The sequence below is a fragment of the Cupriavidus respiraculi genome, assembly GCF_914271545.1.
GTDB classification, from domain to species: domain Bacteria; phylum Pseudomonadota; class Gammaproteobacteria; order Burkholderiales; family Burkholderiaceae; genus Cupriavidus; species Cupriavidus respiraculi.
The window spans coordinates 123,567-139,400 of record NZ_CAJZAH010000008.1 but is presented as its reverse complement, the minus strand read 5'-3'; the positions used below and the strand labels follow the sequence as shown (position 1 = coordinate 139,400).

Sequence of the window (15,834 nt, the reverse complement as noted above, 5' to 3'; positions counted from 1 at the left end):
CCATCCTCGCCGGGGCCGGCAAGCCCTTACCAGCTTCCCGGCGGGCCCTTCTTCGGCGGCTCCTTGGCCGCTGGCGCGGCCTTCGCCGTCGCCTTGGGCGCGGACGCGGCCTGCGGATTGAGCTGCTTTTCCACCGCGGCGTCCTGCTCGGCCATCAGCGCGCGGGCGCGCGGCAGCAGCAGTTCGATGGTGCCGGTGTTGGGATCGTCCGGGATGGCGTACAGCTCGACGGTCAGCGGCTTTGGCATCCAGCCCGCATGCACCGTGTTGACGGCCTTGCCGGCCTTGTCCGCGAGGCTGACCTGTTCCTGCCGGAAGGGCTGGCCGTAGCGGGCGTTCAGCGCCTGCAGCGCGGCCTGTTCGGAACGCACGCCATCGGTGGGCACGATCAGCCCGACCAGCGCGTTGCGGTCCACCAGCGCCAGCGCATGCGGGCCATCCATGAAGGCCGGGCGCTTGTCGCGCGGCACGCCGACCTGGCGCATCACGCCGTCGCCGCGCAGCTCCACGCAGAACGCGGTGACTTCGCGCCCGTCCGGCGTGCGGCTGTCCGCGCAGTCCGGCAGGCGCGGCAACGGGTTGCCGATTTCCAGCATCTTGAGCATGGGGGCCAGCGCGTCGCCGGCGGTGGGAGCGGCCGGCCCGGCCGGGGCAACGGTGGCGCTGGCCGTGGACTTGGTGGCGCCAGTGCCATTCGCGGCGCCGGCGGTATTGCCGCCGGGTGCCGCATGGGCCAGGGAAGCCGCCAGCATAAGGCCGGCGATGCCAGGCCCGACAAATGTCAATCTCATTCAAACTCCTGAAAACGCTCCGTTGGAGCCTGCCGGGCCGGTTATGTTCCGCCCGCGCAGGCACCGCCGCCCCGGGCGGCGGGTGCGGCGCTCAATGGAGACTGTTGCGCTCGAGCGCGAGGGCCTCGCGCCGGAAGGCGTGGCCAACGCGGTGATAGAACGGATGCGGACAGAACTGCCGCGACACGAACGACGCCAGCAGCGACGCCGCCAGCAGGAACAGCGTCAGGTCCTGCGAACGCGTCATTTCCATCACGATCACGCTGGCGGTGATCGGCGCCTGCGTGGCCGCGGCGAGAAATGCCGCCATCGACACCAGCGCCAGTACCCGCGGCTCGACCAGCCCGCTCGCCAGATGGGCGGCGTTGTCGCCCAGCCCCGCGCCGATCGCCAGCGCGGGCGTGAAGATGCCGCCCGGCACCCCGGCGAAGTATGACACCACCGTGCTGACCAGCTTCGCGACCCCGAACCACAAGGTGGTGTGCGCCTCGCCGTTGATCAGCCCCGACGCCTGCTCGTAGCCGGTCCCGAAGGTGGCGCCGCCGGTGGCCCAGCCGATGGCCGCCGCCACCAGCCCGCACAGGAACGCCACCGCGATGGGATGCTCGCCCGGCCAGGCGCGCCAGGGCGCGGGCAGCAGGCCCGGCACGCCGCCGATCAGCGCGCGCGCGAACAGCCCGCCCAGCACGCCGTTGACGAGGGCGGACAGCAGCACAGGACCCCAGGCCTCCTGCAGCGCCAGGATCGGCGTGTCGACACGGAAATACGGATTGTTGCCCAACAGCGCGAGCGACAGAAAACCCGCCGTCAGCACGCCGGACAGCACCAGCCGGTCCCACCGCACCGCGGTGCCCCGGCCCAGTTCCTCGATCGCGAAGACCACGCCCGCGAGCGGAGTGTTGAAGGCGGCGGCGAGCCCGCCCGCGGCCCCCGCGGCGATCAGCGCGTTGGGATGGAAGCCGATGCGAAAGCGCAACCGCTGATGGCACCAGCGTCCCCACGCCAGCATGGCGGCGGCGCCCACCTGCACGGACGGACCTTCGCGGCCGATCGAAGCGCCGGCCAGCAGCCCGCCGGTAGTCAGCAGCACCTTCCACATCGATTGCCGCAACGACACCAGCACCGTCTGGGCGGCGCCGCCCGGCGGCAATGTGACCGCCGCGATCACCTGCGGAATGCCGCTGCCGCGGGCCTGGGGCGCGACGCGGATCGTCAGCCAGCGCAGCGCGGGCAGGCCGAACGGCAGCATCACGAAGGCCAGCCAAGGCGTGGACGCGGTCAGGTGGCGGTTCCATTCGAGCGCCAGCTCGGCGATCCACGCGAACAGCAGGGAGAACAGCGCGACCAGGCCGGCGCCGCACATGAACACCGCATAGCGCAGCGTCGTGCGCGAAATGCGCCCCGCCTGGCGCGACTTGCGCCAGGCCGCCCGGCGCGCGCGGTGGCGCAGCGCACGCAGGCGGCCGGGGTCGGCGGGACTGGCGGCGGCTTCGGCCGGGGAGACGGCGGGAGAGACGGCGGGGACTTCGGGGACGGGTCCGGCGTCGGGCGAATCCGGGGCGGACGGGTGTTGCGGCGAGTCGGCGGAGGCGGAGGCGGCAGAGGACGGCGGCGCCGGTTTGCCGGCGTCTCCGCGCGGGTCGGGAGTCGAGTCTGTCATCGATGCAGCGGGGCGTGTGGCGGCATGGCGGCGGCGGCGCCTTGGGCCCGCGCGCCGCGTGCGCTACGGCGGCGTTCGGCCTGTGCAGCCGATGCCGCCCATAGCAGGGTGCCCCCAACTATACCCGCATCGCCCGCCCGGTCCCCAAGGCGGCGGCCCGTCGTCGTTCGGCGCCGCCGCCCGGCGCGAGCTCAATCCAGGCTGATATTGTTGGCGCGGATCACCTTGCCCCAGTGCGCGCGATCGGCCTCGATATAGCGATCGATCTCGGCCTGGCTGCGCGGCTGCTGCACCACCAGCCCGAGCCCGTCGAACGTGGCGCGGAACTTGGGATCGCGCACCGCGCTATCCGCGGCGGCGCGCAGGCGGGCGATCACCTCGGGCGGCGTGTCCGCCGGCGCGGCGAGGCCGAACCACGTGGCCGCGTGGAAGTCGGGGTAGCCGCTTTCCGCCACGGTCGGCACATTGGGCAGGACTTCGAGGCGGTTGCGCGAGGTCACCGCCAGCGGCTTGAGCTTGCCCGCCTTGATATGCGGCAGCGAGGTGCTGACCACATCCACCATCAGTTGCACGTCGTTGGCGAGCAGCGCCGCGAGCGCCGGCGCGCTGCCGTTGTAGGGCACGTGCGTGACCTTGATGCCCAGGTCCGACTTGAGCATCTCCGTGGCAAGCTGCAGCGCGTTGCCCAAACCCACGGAGGAGTAGTTCAGCTTGCCGTCGGCCGACTTCGCGTAGGCGGCGAAGTCGCGAATGGTGCTGGCCGGCACCTGCGTATTGGTCACTACCACCAGTGGCGCCTCCGCGCCGATGCTGAAGATCTTGAAGTCGCGCGGCGGGTCGTAGGCGATCTTCTTGTACAGCATCGGGTTGAGCACCATGCTGCCGTTGGTGGCGAACACGATGGTGTAGCCGTCGGCCGGCGCCTTGGCGACGAGGTTGGTGCCCACCTGCGTGGCGCCGCCGGGCTTGTTCTCCACCACCACGGTCTGCTTGAGCTCCCGGCTCATGCCTTCGGCCAGCGCCCGCCCGAACTGGTCGGTCGAGCCGCCCGGCGTGTAGGGCACGACGAGCTTGATGGGCCGGTCGGGGTAAGCCGCGCCCGCGAGTTGCGCGCAGGCCAGCGCCGCCGCGCCGAGGCCGGCGCGCCATCCTGATATCCAGCGTTTCATAGCGTCTCCTTGTCGTTGTCTTTCTGTATCGTCAGTCTGCACTGCGGTGAAACGAAAAACGGGATCGGAGACGCGGCTCACACGCGCCGTTCGCGCCCCTGCCAGTACTGGTCGCGCAGGCGCCGCTTGGCCAGCTTGCCGGTTTCGTCGCGCGGCAGCTTGTCGGCGATCACCACGGTGCGCGGCACCTTGAAGCCGGACAGCCGCTCCCGCAGGAAGGCGATCACGTCGTCCTGCGTGATGTGTTCGCCGGGCATCGGCTCCACCATGGCCAGCAGGCGCTCGCCATATTCGTCGTCGGGCACGCCGAACACCACGCAGTCCGCCACGCCGGGATAGCGCACCAGCTCGTGCTCGATTTCGGCCGGGTAGATATTGACGCCGCCGGAGATCACCATGTCCGAGGCGCGGTCGCACACGAAGAGATAGCCCTCGGCATCGAGGTAGCCCATGTCGCCGAGGCTAACCAGGCCGTCGCGCTCGATGGCGCGGCGCGCCGCGTCGTTGTTGCGGTAGGTGAAGTCGGGATAAGCGGGCTGGCGCACGTAGATCAGGCCAACCTCTCCCACCGCGCATTCGCGGCCGCTCTCGTCGAGGATCTTCACGCGGGCCTCGTCGACGGTCCGGCCAGCCGTGCCGGGTCTGGCCGCGGCGTCGGCCGGCGTGGCGACCGTGATCATGCCGGCCTCGCTGGACGCGTACGTCTCGTGGATCACGGGCCCGAGCCAGTCGAGCATCGCGCGCTTGACCTCCGGCGCGCACGGCGCGCCGGTGGAGGCGACGAAGCGCAGCGACGACAGGTCGTAGCGCGCGCGCACCTCGGGCGCGAGCTTGAGCATGCGCACGTACATGATCGGCACCAGGTACAGCACGTCGATGCGGTGCTGCTGCACCAGGGACAGCACCTGCTCGGGATCGAAGCGCGGCGTCACCACCAGCCGCTCGCCGATCTGGAGCACGTTCTGGATGAATACGCCCGGCGCGCTGTGGTACAGCGGCGCCGACATCAGCGCGCGGCACCCCTCGACGACACCCATGGTCTGGGCCACCACCGAGCGCATGCGCGCCAGCTGCGCGTCCAGCTGGTCCAGCGGCACCGCGGCGCGCAGCACGCCCTTGGGCCGTCCGGTGGTGCCCGACGTGTAGGCCATGTGGCCGCGCGGAGCGACCCGCGGCCCGTCGTAGGCGCGCTGGTCCGCCAGCCACGTCTCGTAGTCCAGCGCCTTGCCGAGCGGCGCGGCAGTCTCGCCCGCGCGCACGGTGAGCACGGAAACCTTGGCGGGAATCACGCCCTCCAGCGCCGGCAGCAGATCGTCGTGCGCGATCAGCACCTTTGCGCCGCTGTCCGCCAGCAGGAAGCGGATCTCCTCCGCGGTGAAGTGCCAGTTGATGGGGCAGTAATAGCAGCCGGCCGTGCGGCAGGCATGGACCACGTCCGCGAAGACGGGGTCGTTGCGCAGCAGCACGGCGACCACGTCGCCTTCGGCCACGCCGAGCCGGCGCAGGCCTCCGGCCAGGCGGCTGCCGCGATCCAGCAGGACGTCGCCGGTGCGGTGAAGGTTCTCGAACCAGAGGTCGGCTGCCATCGCATGTCTCCTGTCTTGTGCGTTCCTGTCGCGTTCTTGTCGTGTCGGCGCTGCTCCGGGCCACTGTAACGACGACCCGACAAGCGGGTCAATGCGCGCTTAGCCCGAGACGCCGGCCGCGCCGCCCATCGATTCCTTTCCCAACTTTCAATTTGCAAGCTACACTGCTTGCAAATTGAAAGTTGGAGGAGAGACACAGGCATGGGACATACCGACTTTGCCAGCATGGCGTGCCCGATCGCGCGCTCGATGGCGGTACTGGGCGAGCGCTGGGCGATCCTGCTGCTGCGCGAGGCGTACTACGGCAGCACGCGATTCGAGGAATTCCAGCGGCATCTGGGCATCGCGCCGAATATCCTCAGTGCCCGCCTGCGCACACTGGTCGCGCACGGCATGTTCGAGCGCGTGCCGGCCGATGGCGGCGCCCGGCACCGCTACGTGCTCACCGACAAGGCACGCGACTTCTTTCCGGCCTTCGTCGCGCTGAAAGCGTGGGCCGACCGCTGGATGACCGATGAGCGCGGCGCGATGACGGTGCTGCAGGACCGGCAGACCGGCCGCGAGATCACCGCGCCGACGCTGGCGCGCGACGATGGCTCGGCGCTGTCGCTGGACGATCTGCGCGTCGTGCCCGGCCCGGGCGCCGGCCGCCATCTGCGGCAGCGCTTCGCCGAGGCCGAATCCGCCGAACTGGAGGGCAGCCATGACTGACGCCAGCCAAACCGGGGCCGCCGCGCTGGTTGCCGATCCGGCCGCGCCGCCGGTGCGCGAGGCCATCGCCGACCCGCTGCCCAAGGCCATCGCGCCGCCCGCCCCGTCCCCGTCCCCGTCCCGGTCCCCGGCTGCCGCTGCCGCGCCGCTGCCCGCCTCCACCGCCCCTTTTGGCGACGTGCTACGCCGTATCGCCAGCCTGGCCGCGCCCACCAGCCTGATTGCGCTGCTGCAGGCCGCCGGCCAGCTGGTCGAAACCTGGCTCGCGGCGCGCCAGGGCACCGCCGCGCTGGCCGGCTGGGCCGTCGTGCTGCCCTTCGCCCTGCTGCTGCAGCAGATGTCGACCGGCGCGATGGGCGGCGGCGTGGTGGCCGCCATCGCCCGCGCGCTGGGCGCGGGCAAGCGCGAGGACGCCTCGTCGCTGGTGCTGCACGCCATCCTGATCGCCGTGGCGGCCGGGCTGGCCTTCGCCATCGCGCTGGCCGGCTTCCCGCATGCCATCCTCGGCGCCGTCGGCGGCGAAACCGCGGCCCAGGCCGCCGCCACCTACGCGATCTGGCTGTTCGGCGCGGGCGCGGTGCCGGCCTGGCTCGCCAACACGCTCGCCTCGGTGCTGCGCGGCGGTGGGCGCCATGCGCTGGCCGCGCGCGTACTGGCGTCGATGTGGATCGTCTTTCCGGTGCTGGCATGGGCGCTGGCCGAGCCCGCCGGCATGGGGCTGGCCGGCATCGGGGCGTCGCTTGCGCTGGTATCGTGGGCCGCGGCCATCGCCATGTCCGTGGTGGTGCTGCGCGGCGGGGCGGGTTTCGTGCCGGTGCTGCGGCTGCGGCCCTCGCGCGCGCTGTTCTGGCGCATCCTGTCGGTCGGGCTGGTGGCCTGCGCGCTCGCCGCGGTGGCCAACCTGTCCACGATCCTGGTGACCGCGCAGCTGCGCGACTACGGCACCGCGGCGGTGGCCGCCTACGGCATTTCCGCGCGGCTGGAATTCCTGATGATCCCGCTGGCCTTCGGCGTGGGCTCGGCGCTGACCGCGCTGGTGGGCCGCGCGGTGGGCGCGGGCGACTGGGACAGCGCGCGCCGCATCGCCTGGGTCGGCGCGCTGGTGGCCCTGGCCATCGCCGGCAGCATCGGCGCGGCGGTCGGGCTCGCGCCCATGACGTTCGCGAGGTGGTTCACCAGCGACGCCGAAGTGGCCGCGATCGCGGCGCGCGCGCTGTCGTGGGTCGCCCCGGCCTTTGGCGGCTTCGGCCTGGGCATGGCGCTGTACTTCGCCTCGATGGGCGCGGGCCGCATGGGCTATCCCATCGCGGCCGGGCTTGCGCGCATCGCGCTGGCGGCGGGCGGCGGCTGGGTGCTCGCCCACGTGGCCGGCATGGGGCTCGACGGCCATTTCCTCGGCGTGGCGCTGGGCATCACCGCGTATGGCGCCTTTACCGCCATGGGAGTGCGGCGCGCGGTGTGGTCGGTGCGATAGCCAAGCGCGGCATCTGCGGCGCGGGGTGAGTCTTGAAGCGGGGCGCGTATGCCCTCAGCTACACTCGGGACGTTACCCCCGCCGCCCTCGCACCGAAGGCGGCCCTCCTTCCCGAAGGCATCATGGCCCCCCGCATCACGATCCGCTTCGCCGCCGTCATCGTCGCCCTGCTGCACGCGTATATCGGCCTGCGCCTGTTGCCGCCCTTGCCCATCCCGCTGGCGGTCAAAATCCTCGGCGCACTGTGGCTGGTGGTTTCCAGCGTTCTGCTGCCGGCCGCCTTGATGGCGCGGCGCGTCAGCCAACCGTGGTCGGACCGGCTGTCATGGGCGGGCATGCTGGCGATGGGCTTGTTCTCGTCGCTGCTGATCCTGACCGTCGCGCGCGACCTGGTGCTGGCGATCTGCGCGCTGGCCGGCTGGCATCCGCCCGCGCTGACATGGATGAGCGCCGCGGCCACGCTGGCGCTGGCGCTGCTGGTGACGCTGGCCGGATTCTTCAACGCCCGCCGCTTGGCGCGGGTCAAGACGGTCGACGTGCCGATCGCCAGCCTGCCCGACGCGCTGCACGGCTTCACCATCGCGCAGATCAGCGATATCCATGTCGGGCCCACCATCAAGCGGCCCTACCTGGAGCGCATCGTCGAACGCGTCAATGGCCTGCGGCCGGATGCCATCGCGGTGACCGGCGACCTGGTCGACGGGACCGTGCGCGAGCTCGCCGCGCATACCGCGCCGCTGGGGCAGCTGTCGGCACCGGATGGCGTCTACGTCGTCACCGGCAATCACGAGTACTACTCGGGCGCGCCGGCCTGGATCGCCGAACTGCGCCGGCTCGGCCTACGCGTGCTGATGAACGAGCATGTGGTGATCGAGCGGGGCAGCGCGGCGCTGGTGCTCGCCGGCGTCACCGATTATTCGGCCGGGCAGTTCGACCCCGCGCATCGCAGCGACCCGGAGCGCGCCATCGCCGGCGCGCCGGCCCACGCGGCGCTGCGCATCCTGCTGGCCCACCAGCCCCGCAGCGCGTTCGCCGCGGCGCCGGCCGGCTTCGACCTGCAGCTGTCGGGCCACACCCACGGCGGCCAGTTCTGGCCGTGGAACCTGTTCGTGCCGATGCAGCAGCCCTTCGTCGCGGGCCTGAACCGCCATGAAACGATGCAGGTCTATGTGAGCCGCGGCACCGGCTACTGGGGCCCGCCCAAGCGCTTCGGCGCACCGTCCGAGATCACGCTGGTCCGGCTGGTCAAAGCGGCCCCGTAAAGCAAACGAGGCAGCGGCCCCGTGCGGACCGCTGCCTCGTTCTTACCGCCCGCCGCCTGGCTCAGCGCGCGATCGGCTTGTAGCGGATGCGCTTGGGCTTGGCCGCTTCCTCGCCCAGGCGCTTCTTCTTGTCCGCCTCGTATTCCTGGTAGTTGCCCGGGAAGAACTCGACGTGCGAGTCGCCCTCGAAAGCCAGGATGTGGGTCGCGATACGGTCCAGGAACCAGCGGTCGTGCGAGATCACCATCACGCAGCCGGCGAATTCCAGCAGCGCATCCTCCAGCGCGCGCAGCGTTTCCACATCCAGGTCGTTCGACGGCTCATCGAGCAGCAGCACATTGCCGCCGGCGATCAGCGTCTTGGCCAGATGCAGGCGCCCGCGTTCACCGCCCGACAGCGTGCCCACATGCTTCTGCTGGTCGCCGCCCTTGAAGTTGAAACGGCCGATATAAGCGCGCGAGGGCGTTTCGTAGCGGCCCACGGTCAGCACATCGGCGCCGCCGGAGATTTCCTCGAACACCGTCTTGCTGCCATCGAGCGCGTCGCGGCTCTGGTCGACATAGGCCAGCTTCACGGTCGGCCCGATCTTGATCTCGCCGCTGTCCGGCTGCTCCTTGCCGGTCAGCATGCGGAACAGCGTCGACTTGCCGGCGCCGTTCGGACCGATGATGCCGACGATGGCGCCCGGCGGCACCTTGAAGCTCAGATTGTCGATCAGCAGGCGGTCGCCGTAGGCTTTGCTGACGTTGTTGAACTCGATCACCTCGTTGCCCAGGCGCTCGCCCACCGGGATAAAGATCTCCTGGGTCTCGTTGCGCTTCTGGTAGTCCTGGCTGTTCAGCTCGTCGAAACGCGCCAGACGCGCCTTCGACTTGGCCTGCCGGCCCTTGGGGTTCTGGCGCACCCACTCCAGTTCCTTGTTCAGCGCCTTCTGGCGGGCGGACTCGGTCGCCTCTTCCTGCTTCAGGCGCGCTTCCTTCTGGTCCAGCCACGAGCTGTAGTTGCCCTTCCACGGAATGCCATGGCCGCGGTCCAGTTCGAGAATCCACTCGGCTGCGTTGTCGAGGAAGTAGCGATCGTGGGTCACCGCGACGACCGTGCCCGGGAAGCGGGTCAGGAACTGCTCCAGCCAGTCCACCGATTCGGCGTCCAGGTGGTTGGTCGGCTCATCCAGCAGCAGCATGTCGGGGCGCGACAGCAGCAGCCGGCACAGCGCCACGCGGCGCTTCTCGCCGCCGGACAGATGGCCCACCTTGGCATCCCAGGGCGGCAGACGCAGCGCGTCGGCGGCGATCTCCAGCTGCTGCTCGGCATTGTTGCCGTCGCTCGCCGCCAGGATTGCCTCGTACTTGGCCTGATCGGCGGCCAGCGCATCGAAGTCCGCATCCGGCTCGGCGTAGGCGGCATAGATCTCGTCCAGCTTCTTGCGCGCCTCCATCACCTCGCCGAGGCCACCTTCGACCGCCTCGCGCACCGTCTGCTCGGGATCGAGCTGCGGCTCCTGCTGCAGATAGCCGATGTTCAGGTTCGGCATCGGCGTGGCTTCGCCCTCGATGTCCTTGTCGAGGCCCGACATGATTTTCAGCAGCGTGGATTTGCCGGAGCCGTTGAGACCGAGCACGCCGATCTTGGCACCGGGAAAGAAGGACAGGGAAATGTCCTTGAGGATCTGACGCTTGGGCGGAACGATCTTGCCCACGCGATTCATCGTGAAAACGTACTGTGCCATGCGGCGCACCGGTGTGTGATTGGGAATGGCGGCAGTGTAGCAAACCCCCTGCCCGCAAAGGCCCGCGAACGGCCTCGACGCCGCGGCAAAACGCCGTGCGCGGTATCATTCCGCCTTTGCCCGAGGGCGCTTTTGTCGGCGCCCTGCCGCTTCGAGATACGTCATGAGCCCCAAACCCACCCGCACCCTCACCTTCAAGTGCAAGAAATGCGCAAAGCCCGTCACCCTGTTCCTGCAAAAGGTGTCGGCCTGCTCGCATATCACCCCGTACCAGGGCTGGTGCAAGTGCGGCGAGCTGATGCGTCATGCCACCGGCGATGAGAACGCCGTCGCCTCGTATGTGAATTCTGTGGATGCCAACTGGACCCACCATCACCATCATCACTAAGCTGAGCCCAACTCGGTGATCGAGGACCGGCCATGAACACACCGCCGTCCGCCGGCTCCTTCGTGCCACCGAGCGCGCCTTCCTGGCGGCCCGCGCCCGGCGACCCGTTGCGCTACCTTGGCGGCTATCCCGATCACGTCATCGATCAGGTCCGCAAGCTGATCGCCGCCGATCGCCTCGGCGAACATCTCGCCAGCAGATACCCGGACCGCCATACCATCCAGACCGACCGCGCGCTGTACGACTACACCGCCGCGCTGAAACAGGAATTCCTGCGCAGCGCCCCGCCGCTGCACAAGGTCGGCTACGACCCCAAGCTCGACGTCGTCCATCTCGCGCTCGGCCTGCACACCGCGATCTCGCGCGTGCAGGGCGGCAAGCTGAAGGCCAAGAAGGAAATTCGCGTGGCGTCGCTGTTCAAGGAGGCGCCGCCGGAATTCCTGCGGATGATCGTCGTGCACGAGCTGGCGCATCTGAAGGAGAGCGAGCATGGCAAGGCGTTCTATCGACTGTGCGAGTACATGGAGCCGTCGTATCACCAGCTGGAGTTCGATGCGCGGTTGTTTTTGATCTGGCGGGATTTGAAGGCGTGCGCCCCGGCTTCCAGCGGCGAGGCCTGAGACGCGATTGGCCGCGGGCATCAGCGCGATGACGCCAAACTCCTGTCTTTGTCGAGCACACTGCCCTCGTCCTTGATGGCAATCTTTCTGGCGAGGCGCCCACCCGGATGTCCACAGCGACGCTCACGCCCAGCTTCATCACGGCGTCAAAGACCACGACCTCACTGAGCAACATGACGGCGACCGCAATCGCTAAGCCGAGGCAACCATGGCGCGGCCGGGCTAGCGGAAAGCCGCGGCCGAACTGGCGGCGGGCTCTAGAAGGGTGAGGTGATTGAAAGCCCACACCCATGCGCACGAGGCGTCACAAAGAGGGAGTTCTTGCGCTGGTGGGCGCGGAGAGAGGCGCTAACGATCTCGCACTTACGTCGTGGCCGGCCATTCCAAATACGGCTCGAAGCTATCCCTGATATAGCCCGGAAGCCAATCGAGCGACTGCTCAGCGGCCGCTGATTTAAGGCCACACTCCCAGACTACGATTACGCGCCACTCTTCCGAGAGTAGCTTTTGGACCGCAAGGGAATCTCGTTCGACGTTGGAGGAGAACTTGCGCTGCCAAAACTCAACATTGGTGCCGGGTGTTGTTGCAAGCCGGCAATTTAAATGCCGATGCCAAAAGCAGCCGTGAACCAATATGACAGTGCGGTACCTTGGCAGTACCAGATCTGGACTGCCCGGAAGAGAGCGATCGTGCAGCCGATATCGAAAGCCTGCCTTATGAAGAAAGCTCCGTAAGCGCATCTCCGGGCGAGTGTTCTTGCCTCGGATACCGGACATCATGCGGGACCGCGTTTCGGCCGAAACTACATCCACCATGAGCGATGACTGCAATAGTGAAGTCGCTCGGACCTGCTGCAATATGGCCAAGCGGGGGAACTCCTGATCGCCCATACTCGACTGCAAGCTCCGTTCCTGGTAAGGTGCCGCTCTTCCAAGCTCTTTCCGTGGTAACAGATGCGTAGGTCAACACCACCAATACCCGTCGTCGACTTGTTTGCGGGCCCTGGGGGCCTAGGCGAAGGTTTCTCGGCTCTCGATGATGGCAGGGCATTTCGCATCATCGTTTCTGCGGAGATGAGCGAGCCTGCGCACGAGACGCTCCGATTGCGCGCATTCTACCGCCTGCTCAAGCGGGAAGGTCCCGCCGCCCTGAAATCATACTACCAGTTCTGCAATGGGCGAAGCGACACGCCATGGGACATGGCGACGCTGGCTGCATGGGAGGAAGCGGAACAGGAAGCGCGCCGGATCACACTTGGGACGCCGGAAGGCAATGCTGAGCTGGAGCGTGCCATCCGGGACGCCGGCCTAGGTCCGGACAAGCCTTGGGTTCTCATTGGGGGGCCACCCTGCCAGGCATATTCGCTGGTCGGCCGTTCGCGTAATCGCGGTAAAGCCAGCTACAAGCCCGAGGAAGATTACCGGCATTTTCTCTATCGCGAATATCTCCAAATCATTCAGAAATACAAGCCTGCCGTCTTCGTTATGGAGAACGTCAAGGGTATTCTGACTTCGCGAGTAGGCGAACAGAGAATCTTCCACGATATCCTCGCCGATCTCGCCTCCCCCGACTCCGCACTGGGGAAGCAAGCAAAGCACGAATATGCGATTCACTCGCTGGCGTCGCAAACGGCTTTCCATGGCGACATGTCTCCGGATGACATTGATGCTCGCGAATTCGTCGTTCGAGCCGAGGACTACGGTGTACCGCAGGCACGCCATCGCGTAATCCTGCTGGGAGTTCGCAAAGACATAGAAGCAACTCCGGCACAGCTTCAGCGTGCTGAAGAAGCGCATCTCGAAGAGGCCTTGTATGGATTGCCAAGACTACGAAGCGACTTGAGTCGGCGTTCCGAGCAGGTGGCCCCTTGGGATCAAATCGTGAAACAACATCTCACCGAGCTGTTGAACGAAACCAAGGGCCGTGCTGATCTAAAACGGCTGCGGGTGGAGTTGAAGGAAGCGATTAGCGGCCTCTCGGACGATCTTGGCACCGGAGACGTTCGACTGCCGCGAACGAAGTTCGATTTCACACCCTGCACACCGTTGCAGAAGTGGTACCACGACGACAACCTTCGCGTCTGGCTAAATTCAGAAACGAGGGGCCATATGAGCAGCGACCTCAGGCGATATGCCTTTTCGGCTGCGTTCGCTAAAGCCTTCGAACGTTCGCCCAAGGGGCACGAAGACTTCTCGTTACTGAGCGGACTTCGCCCCGAGCATCGCAACTGGGAGTCTGGCAAGTTTGCCGACCGGTTCAGGGTGCAAGCGTACGACCGTCCGTCCACCACGATCACCAGTCATATCGCGAAGGATGGGCACTACTTCATCCATCCTGATCCCAGCCAGTGCCGAAGTCTTACGGTACGGGAGGCCGCACGATTACAGACGTTCCCCGACAACTATTTTTTTCAGGGGAACCGCACCGAACAGTTCCACCAAGTTGGCAATGCCGTCCCTCCACTGCTGGCGTACAAAATTGCGAAGGTGATAGCTGCAATGGAGCTCGACTCGGAACTGACATTACTCGCTCGAGTTGGCGAATAGCAGAGATCCATGCTATAGAGATGAGCCCGCCAAGAGAGCTTCGGCGGGGGCCCGGGTTTTCAGACTGGGATCGGCATCGGGATTGCGCGACAGCATTGCCAGCCCACCACGGCTAGTAAGTGGAAGTCAAACGTGTACCAAACGTGGCAGTTGAAACGCTATGCCAGCACTCTGCCCTTTTAGCCCACTCGGAGATCATTCGGCCGCCGGAAGTCTGATGCAGACACGCACTCACTTCCGTCGCCAACGCCAAGATCTCGCGTGACAGATCGTGGCTGATATCTTGCTTTTGCCAGATGATGCCAAGGTCAATCGCTTCGCCTCTCAGCACAGACAGCATAGCAACGGTATACGCTGTGATGTTCGCTTGGAAGGCCGGAAACTCCTTGCTCACCCGTATCGCCTTCTCCGCAGCCTTGAAGACAATGGCACAGGCGATCATCTTCTTGTACTCGGCCGCATCCGGAATTGACTCTTCTCCGTCGCCGGGAGCGTCCACCATCTCTTCCATGAATGCCTTGAAGTTCTTTTGTCCCCCCAAGCTTACAAGATCTGGACGGCGCTTCCATGCACAAACATACTTTGCAAGATCGGTTTTCGTGATCTTGCGCGCAGGTGGCATTGATTCCTGCAGGCGCTTGATGCCTGCCGCTGTTTTCCCCTCTCGCTCAAGCATGACCTTGTAACTGCCCGCGGCGCGCTCGTAGAACCAGCGTCCGTATCCATCGGGGCAATATGTCGTCAATGCGAGCTTCTCGATTGCGACGTGGAAGGGCTTGTTGGCCGAAAGATCCGACGCGTTCACTTTGTTCTGTGAATTTGCGTACTTGGATATATCGGCGATCAGTTCTTCCTCACGCGACTGGTCAAGTTCACCCAAGACAATGATTTTCGCGGGGACACGAACCGGCCCGAGATCGGTCGATGGATACTTCTTTTTCGTGAAGAACATGGAGGCCGTCGTCTGTCCACCATTCACGATCTGCATGCCCTTCAGCCACGATATACCTGCACCGCCTTCAACACGGCCGATACGGGCTTCGTCGGCAACGATGACGATTCCGTTGTTGAAAGCCATGAAACGTCCGGGGGATTCTCGCAGGGTGTTACTGATTCCTTTGTTGACTTCCTTGCTCGGGCTCAGAAAAGATCGCACGTTGGCTTCCAGTACCCGCGTGCCAAATTTCTCGTAGATAAAACGCAGGGCCTCGCCAGGGACCACGGTCATTGCGTAGTCGTACTCCCCGTTCTCCCCTGGCACCCAGACGCAAGGCAGCGCTTGACCACACACTTCCTCGAAGTTCACAACAAGCTCGTCGCGAGGCTTGCCTTCTTGCCAATGGTTGTAGAGGCGAACGATATCCATCACTTCGAGCTTGACGGTCTTTCCGGCAATTTCTCGTGGACGGAACACGCGAGTTTTCACTTGCGCGTCGGTTAGCACATAGATTCTTATCTGATCGAGATCGCTATAGACTTTCTCGATGGTGAGGACCATCGGATATGCGTCATTGGACTCGTCCATCTTCGTTCCGAGCTTTCCTTCCACGCATGCGGAGAGGAAGCGCGAGCAATGCTCCGCTGCCTTCGCGACTTCCGGATCCGAGATGGTCGCGAGCTCAGTAGCGCCCTGATAAAGGTTGACGAAAAGATCGAGCTGATCGCCATCATCAGAAACCGCATACCCGCTCAAACGGACTGGGGAGTTACCGACCTTCGCTGTGTAATGGCATGCCACCGGGTCTCCGCACGTCATACCTGAATCCGCCATGTGTTTCGCCACCACTTCCGTGAAGACCAGCTCGCCAAAAGGCATGTCGATCCCCGGACCGGTCCTGTCGGCAATCTCTGCGCGAATTTGTTCTTGTGTCTGATGAAGGAATTCCAGCAGTTCCAT

At 66.2% G+C, this 15,834-nt stretch carries 13 protein-coding genes; 6 read left to right on the top strand and 7 right to left on the bottom strand.

The window, feature by feature from the left end; all coding sequences use genetic code 11:
* Positions 1-26: 26 nt before the first annotated feature.
* The 4 genes from LDO27_RS23615 to LDO27_RS23600 all read right to left on the bottom strand — a co-directional run bounded on the left by LDO27_RS23615 (position 27) and on the right by LDO27_RS23600 (position 5,206).
* Positions 27-791 (bottom strand): hypothetical protein, encoded by a 765-nt coding sequence (locus LDO27_RS23615; RefSeq protein WP_224044283.1) that lies wholly within the window; start codon positions 789-791, stop codon positions 27-29.
* Between the two features lie 91 nt (positions 792-882).
* Positions 883-2,451, bottom strand: a complete 1,569-nt coding sequence (locus LDO27_RS23610) for a chloride channel protein (protein ID WP_224044281.1) — start codon at positions 2,449-2,451, stop codon at positions 883-885.
* 191 nt (positions 2,452-2,642) lie between these two features.
* Positions 2,643-3,620, bottom strand: coding sequence for a Bug family tripartite tricarboxylate transporter substrate binding protein (locus LDO27_RS23605; protein WP_222209510.1), 978 nt, complete (start codon positions 3,618-3,620; stop codon positions 2,643-2,645).
* Between the two features lie 77 nt (positions 3,621-3,697).
* Positions 3,698-5,206: an acyl-CoA synthetase gene (locus LDO27_RS23600; protein ID WP_224044280.1), complete on the bottom strand. Its 1,509-nt coding sequence runs from the start codon at positions 5,204-5,206 to the stop codon at positions 3,698-3,700.
* Between the two features lie 201 nt (positions 5,207-5,407).
* On the opposite strand from LDO27_RS23600, the gene LDO27_RS23595 reads away from it, so the two are divergent.
* The 3 genes from LDO27_RS23595 to LDO27_RS23585 all read left to right on the top strand — a co-directional run bounded on the left by LDO27_RS23595 (position 5,408) and on the right by LDO27_RS23585 (position 8,653).
* Positions 5,408-5,917: a winged helix-turn-helix transcriptional regulator gene (locus tag LDO27_RS23595; RefSeq protein WP_222209515.1), complete on the top strand. Its 510-nt coding sequence runs from the start codon at positions 5,408-5,410 to the stop codon at positions 5,915-5,917.
* Positions 5,910-7,391 (top strand): MATE family efflux transporter, encoded by a 1,482-nt coding sequence (locus LDO27_RS23590; RefSeq protein WP_224044278.1) that lies wholly within the window; start codon positions 5,910-5,912, stop codon positions 7,389-7,391. The genes LDO27_RS23595 and LDO27_RS23590 overlap by 8 nt, the downstream gene beginning before the upstream one ends.
* A 122-nt stretch (positions 7,392-7,513) precedes the next feature.
* Positions 7,514-8,653 carry a metallophosphoesterase gene (locus LDO27_RS23585; protein ID WP_224044276.1) on the top strand — a complete coding sequence of 380 codons (1,140 nt, stop codon included), beginning with the start codon at positions 7,514-7,516 and terminating at the stop codon, positions 8,651-8,653.
* Positions 8,654-8,714: 61 nt separating this feature from the next.
* Here LDO27_RS23585 and ettA read toward each other — a convergent pair whose 3' ends face one another.
* Complete coding sequence (gene ettA / locus LDO27_RS23580) at positions 8,715-10,382, bottom strand: energy-dependent translational throttle protein EttA (RefSeq protein WP_222209519.1); 1,668 nt, start codon at positions 10,380-10,382, stop codon at positions 8,715-8,717.
* Between the two features lie 163 nt (positions 10,383-10,545).
* On the opposite strand from ettA, the gene LDO27_RS23575 reads away from it, so the two are divergent.
* Together LDO27_RS23575 and LDO27_RS23570 are read left to right on the top strand one after the other, a co-directional pair.
* The gene (locus LDO27_RS23575; protein ID WP_224044275.1) at positions 10,546-10,770 is read left to right on the top strand and encodes a hypothetical protein; all 225 of its coding nucleotides are present in this window, start codon (positions 10,546-10,548) and stop codon (positions 10,768-10,770) included.
* A 107-nt stretch (positions 10,771-10,877) separates the two neighbouring features.
* Entirely contained in the window at positions 10,878-11,390 is a 513-nt protein-coding gene (locus LDO27_RS23570) for a M48 metallopeptidase family protein (RefSeq protein WP_224044354.1), read from the top strand.
* 363 nt (positions 11,391-11,753) lie between these two features.
* On the opposite strand, the gene LDO27_RS23565 is transcribed toward LDO27_RS23570, so the two are convergent.
* Positions 11,754-12,206, bottom strand: coding sequence for a very short patch repair endonuclease (locus LDO27_RS23565; RefSeq protein ID WP_224044344.1), 453 nt, complete (start codon positions 12,204-12,206; stop codon positions 11,754-11,756).
* A 288-nt stretch (positions 12,207-12,494) separates the two neighbouring features.
* On the opposite strand from LDO27_RS23565, the gene LDO27_RS23560 reads away from it, so the two are divergent.
* Positions 12,495-13,937 (top strand): DNA cytosine methyltransferase, encoded by a 1,443-nt coding sequence (locus tag LDO27_RS23560; RefSeq protein ID WP_224044273.1) that lies wholly within the window; start codon positions 12,495-12,497, stop codon positions 13,935-13,937.
* Positions 13,938-14,049: 112 nt separating this feature from the next.
* Here LDO27_RS23560 and LDO27_RS23555 read toward each other — a convergent pair whose 3' ends face one another.
* Entirely contained in the window at positions 14,050-15,834 is a 1,785-nt protein-coding gene (locus tag LDO27_RS23555) for an AIPR family protein (protein WP_224044271.1), read from the bottom strand.

Coding starts and splice junctions, on each gene's coding strand:
- LDO27_RS23585 (WP_224044276.1), top strand. CDS start 7,514: ATGGCCCCCCGCATCACGATCCGCTTCGCCGCCGTCATCGTCGCCCTG.
- LDO27_RS23615 (WP_224044283.1), bottom strand. CDS start 791: ATGAGATTGACATTTGTCGGGCCTGGCATCGCCGGCCTTATGCTGGCG.
- LDO27_RS23575 (WP_224044275.1), top strand. CDS start 10,546: ATGAGCCCCAAACCCACCCGCACCCTCACCTTCAAGTGCAAGAAATGC.
- LDO27_RS23555 (WP_224044271.1), bottom strand. CDS start 15,834: ATGGAACTGCTGGAATTCCTTCATCAGACACAAGAACAAATTCGCGCA.
- LDO27_RS23605 (WP_222209510.1), bottom strand. CDS start 3,620: ATGAAACGCTGGATATCAGGATGGCGCGCCGGCCTCGGCGCGGCGGCG.
- ettA (WP_222209519.1), bottom strand. CDS start 10,382: ATGGCACAGTACGTTTTCACGATGAATCGCGTGGGCAAGATCGTTCCG.
- LDO27_RS23595 (WP_222209515.1), top strand. CDS start 5,408: ATGGGACATACCGACTTTGCCAGCATGGCGTGCCCGATCGCGCGCTCG.
- LDO27_RS23590 (WP_224044278.1), top strand. CDS start 5,910: ATGACTGACGCCAGCCAAACCGGGGCCGCCGCGCTGGTTGCCGATCCG.
- LDO27_RS23565 (WP_224044344.1), bottom strand. CDS start 12,206: ATGGTGGATGTAGTTTCGGCCGAAACGCGGTCCCGCATGATGTCCGGT.
- LDO27_RS23600 (WP_224044280.1), bottom strand. CDS start 5,206: ATGGCAGCCGACCTCTGGTTCGAGAACCTTCACCGCACCGGCGACGTC.
- LDO27_RS23610 (WP_224044281.1), bottom strand. CDS start 2,451: ATGACAGACTCGACTCCCGACCCGCGCGGAGACGCCGGCAAACCGGCG.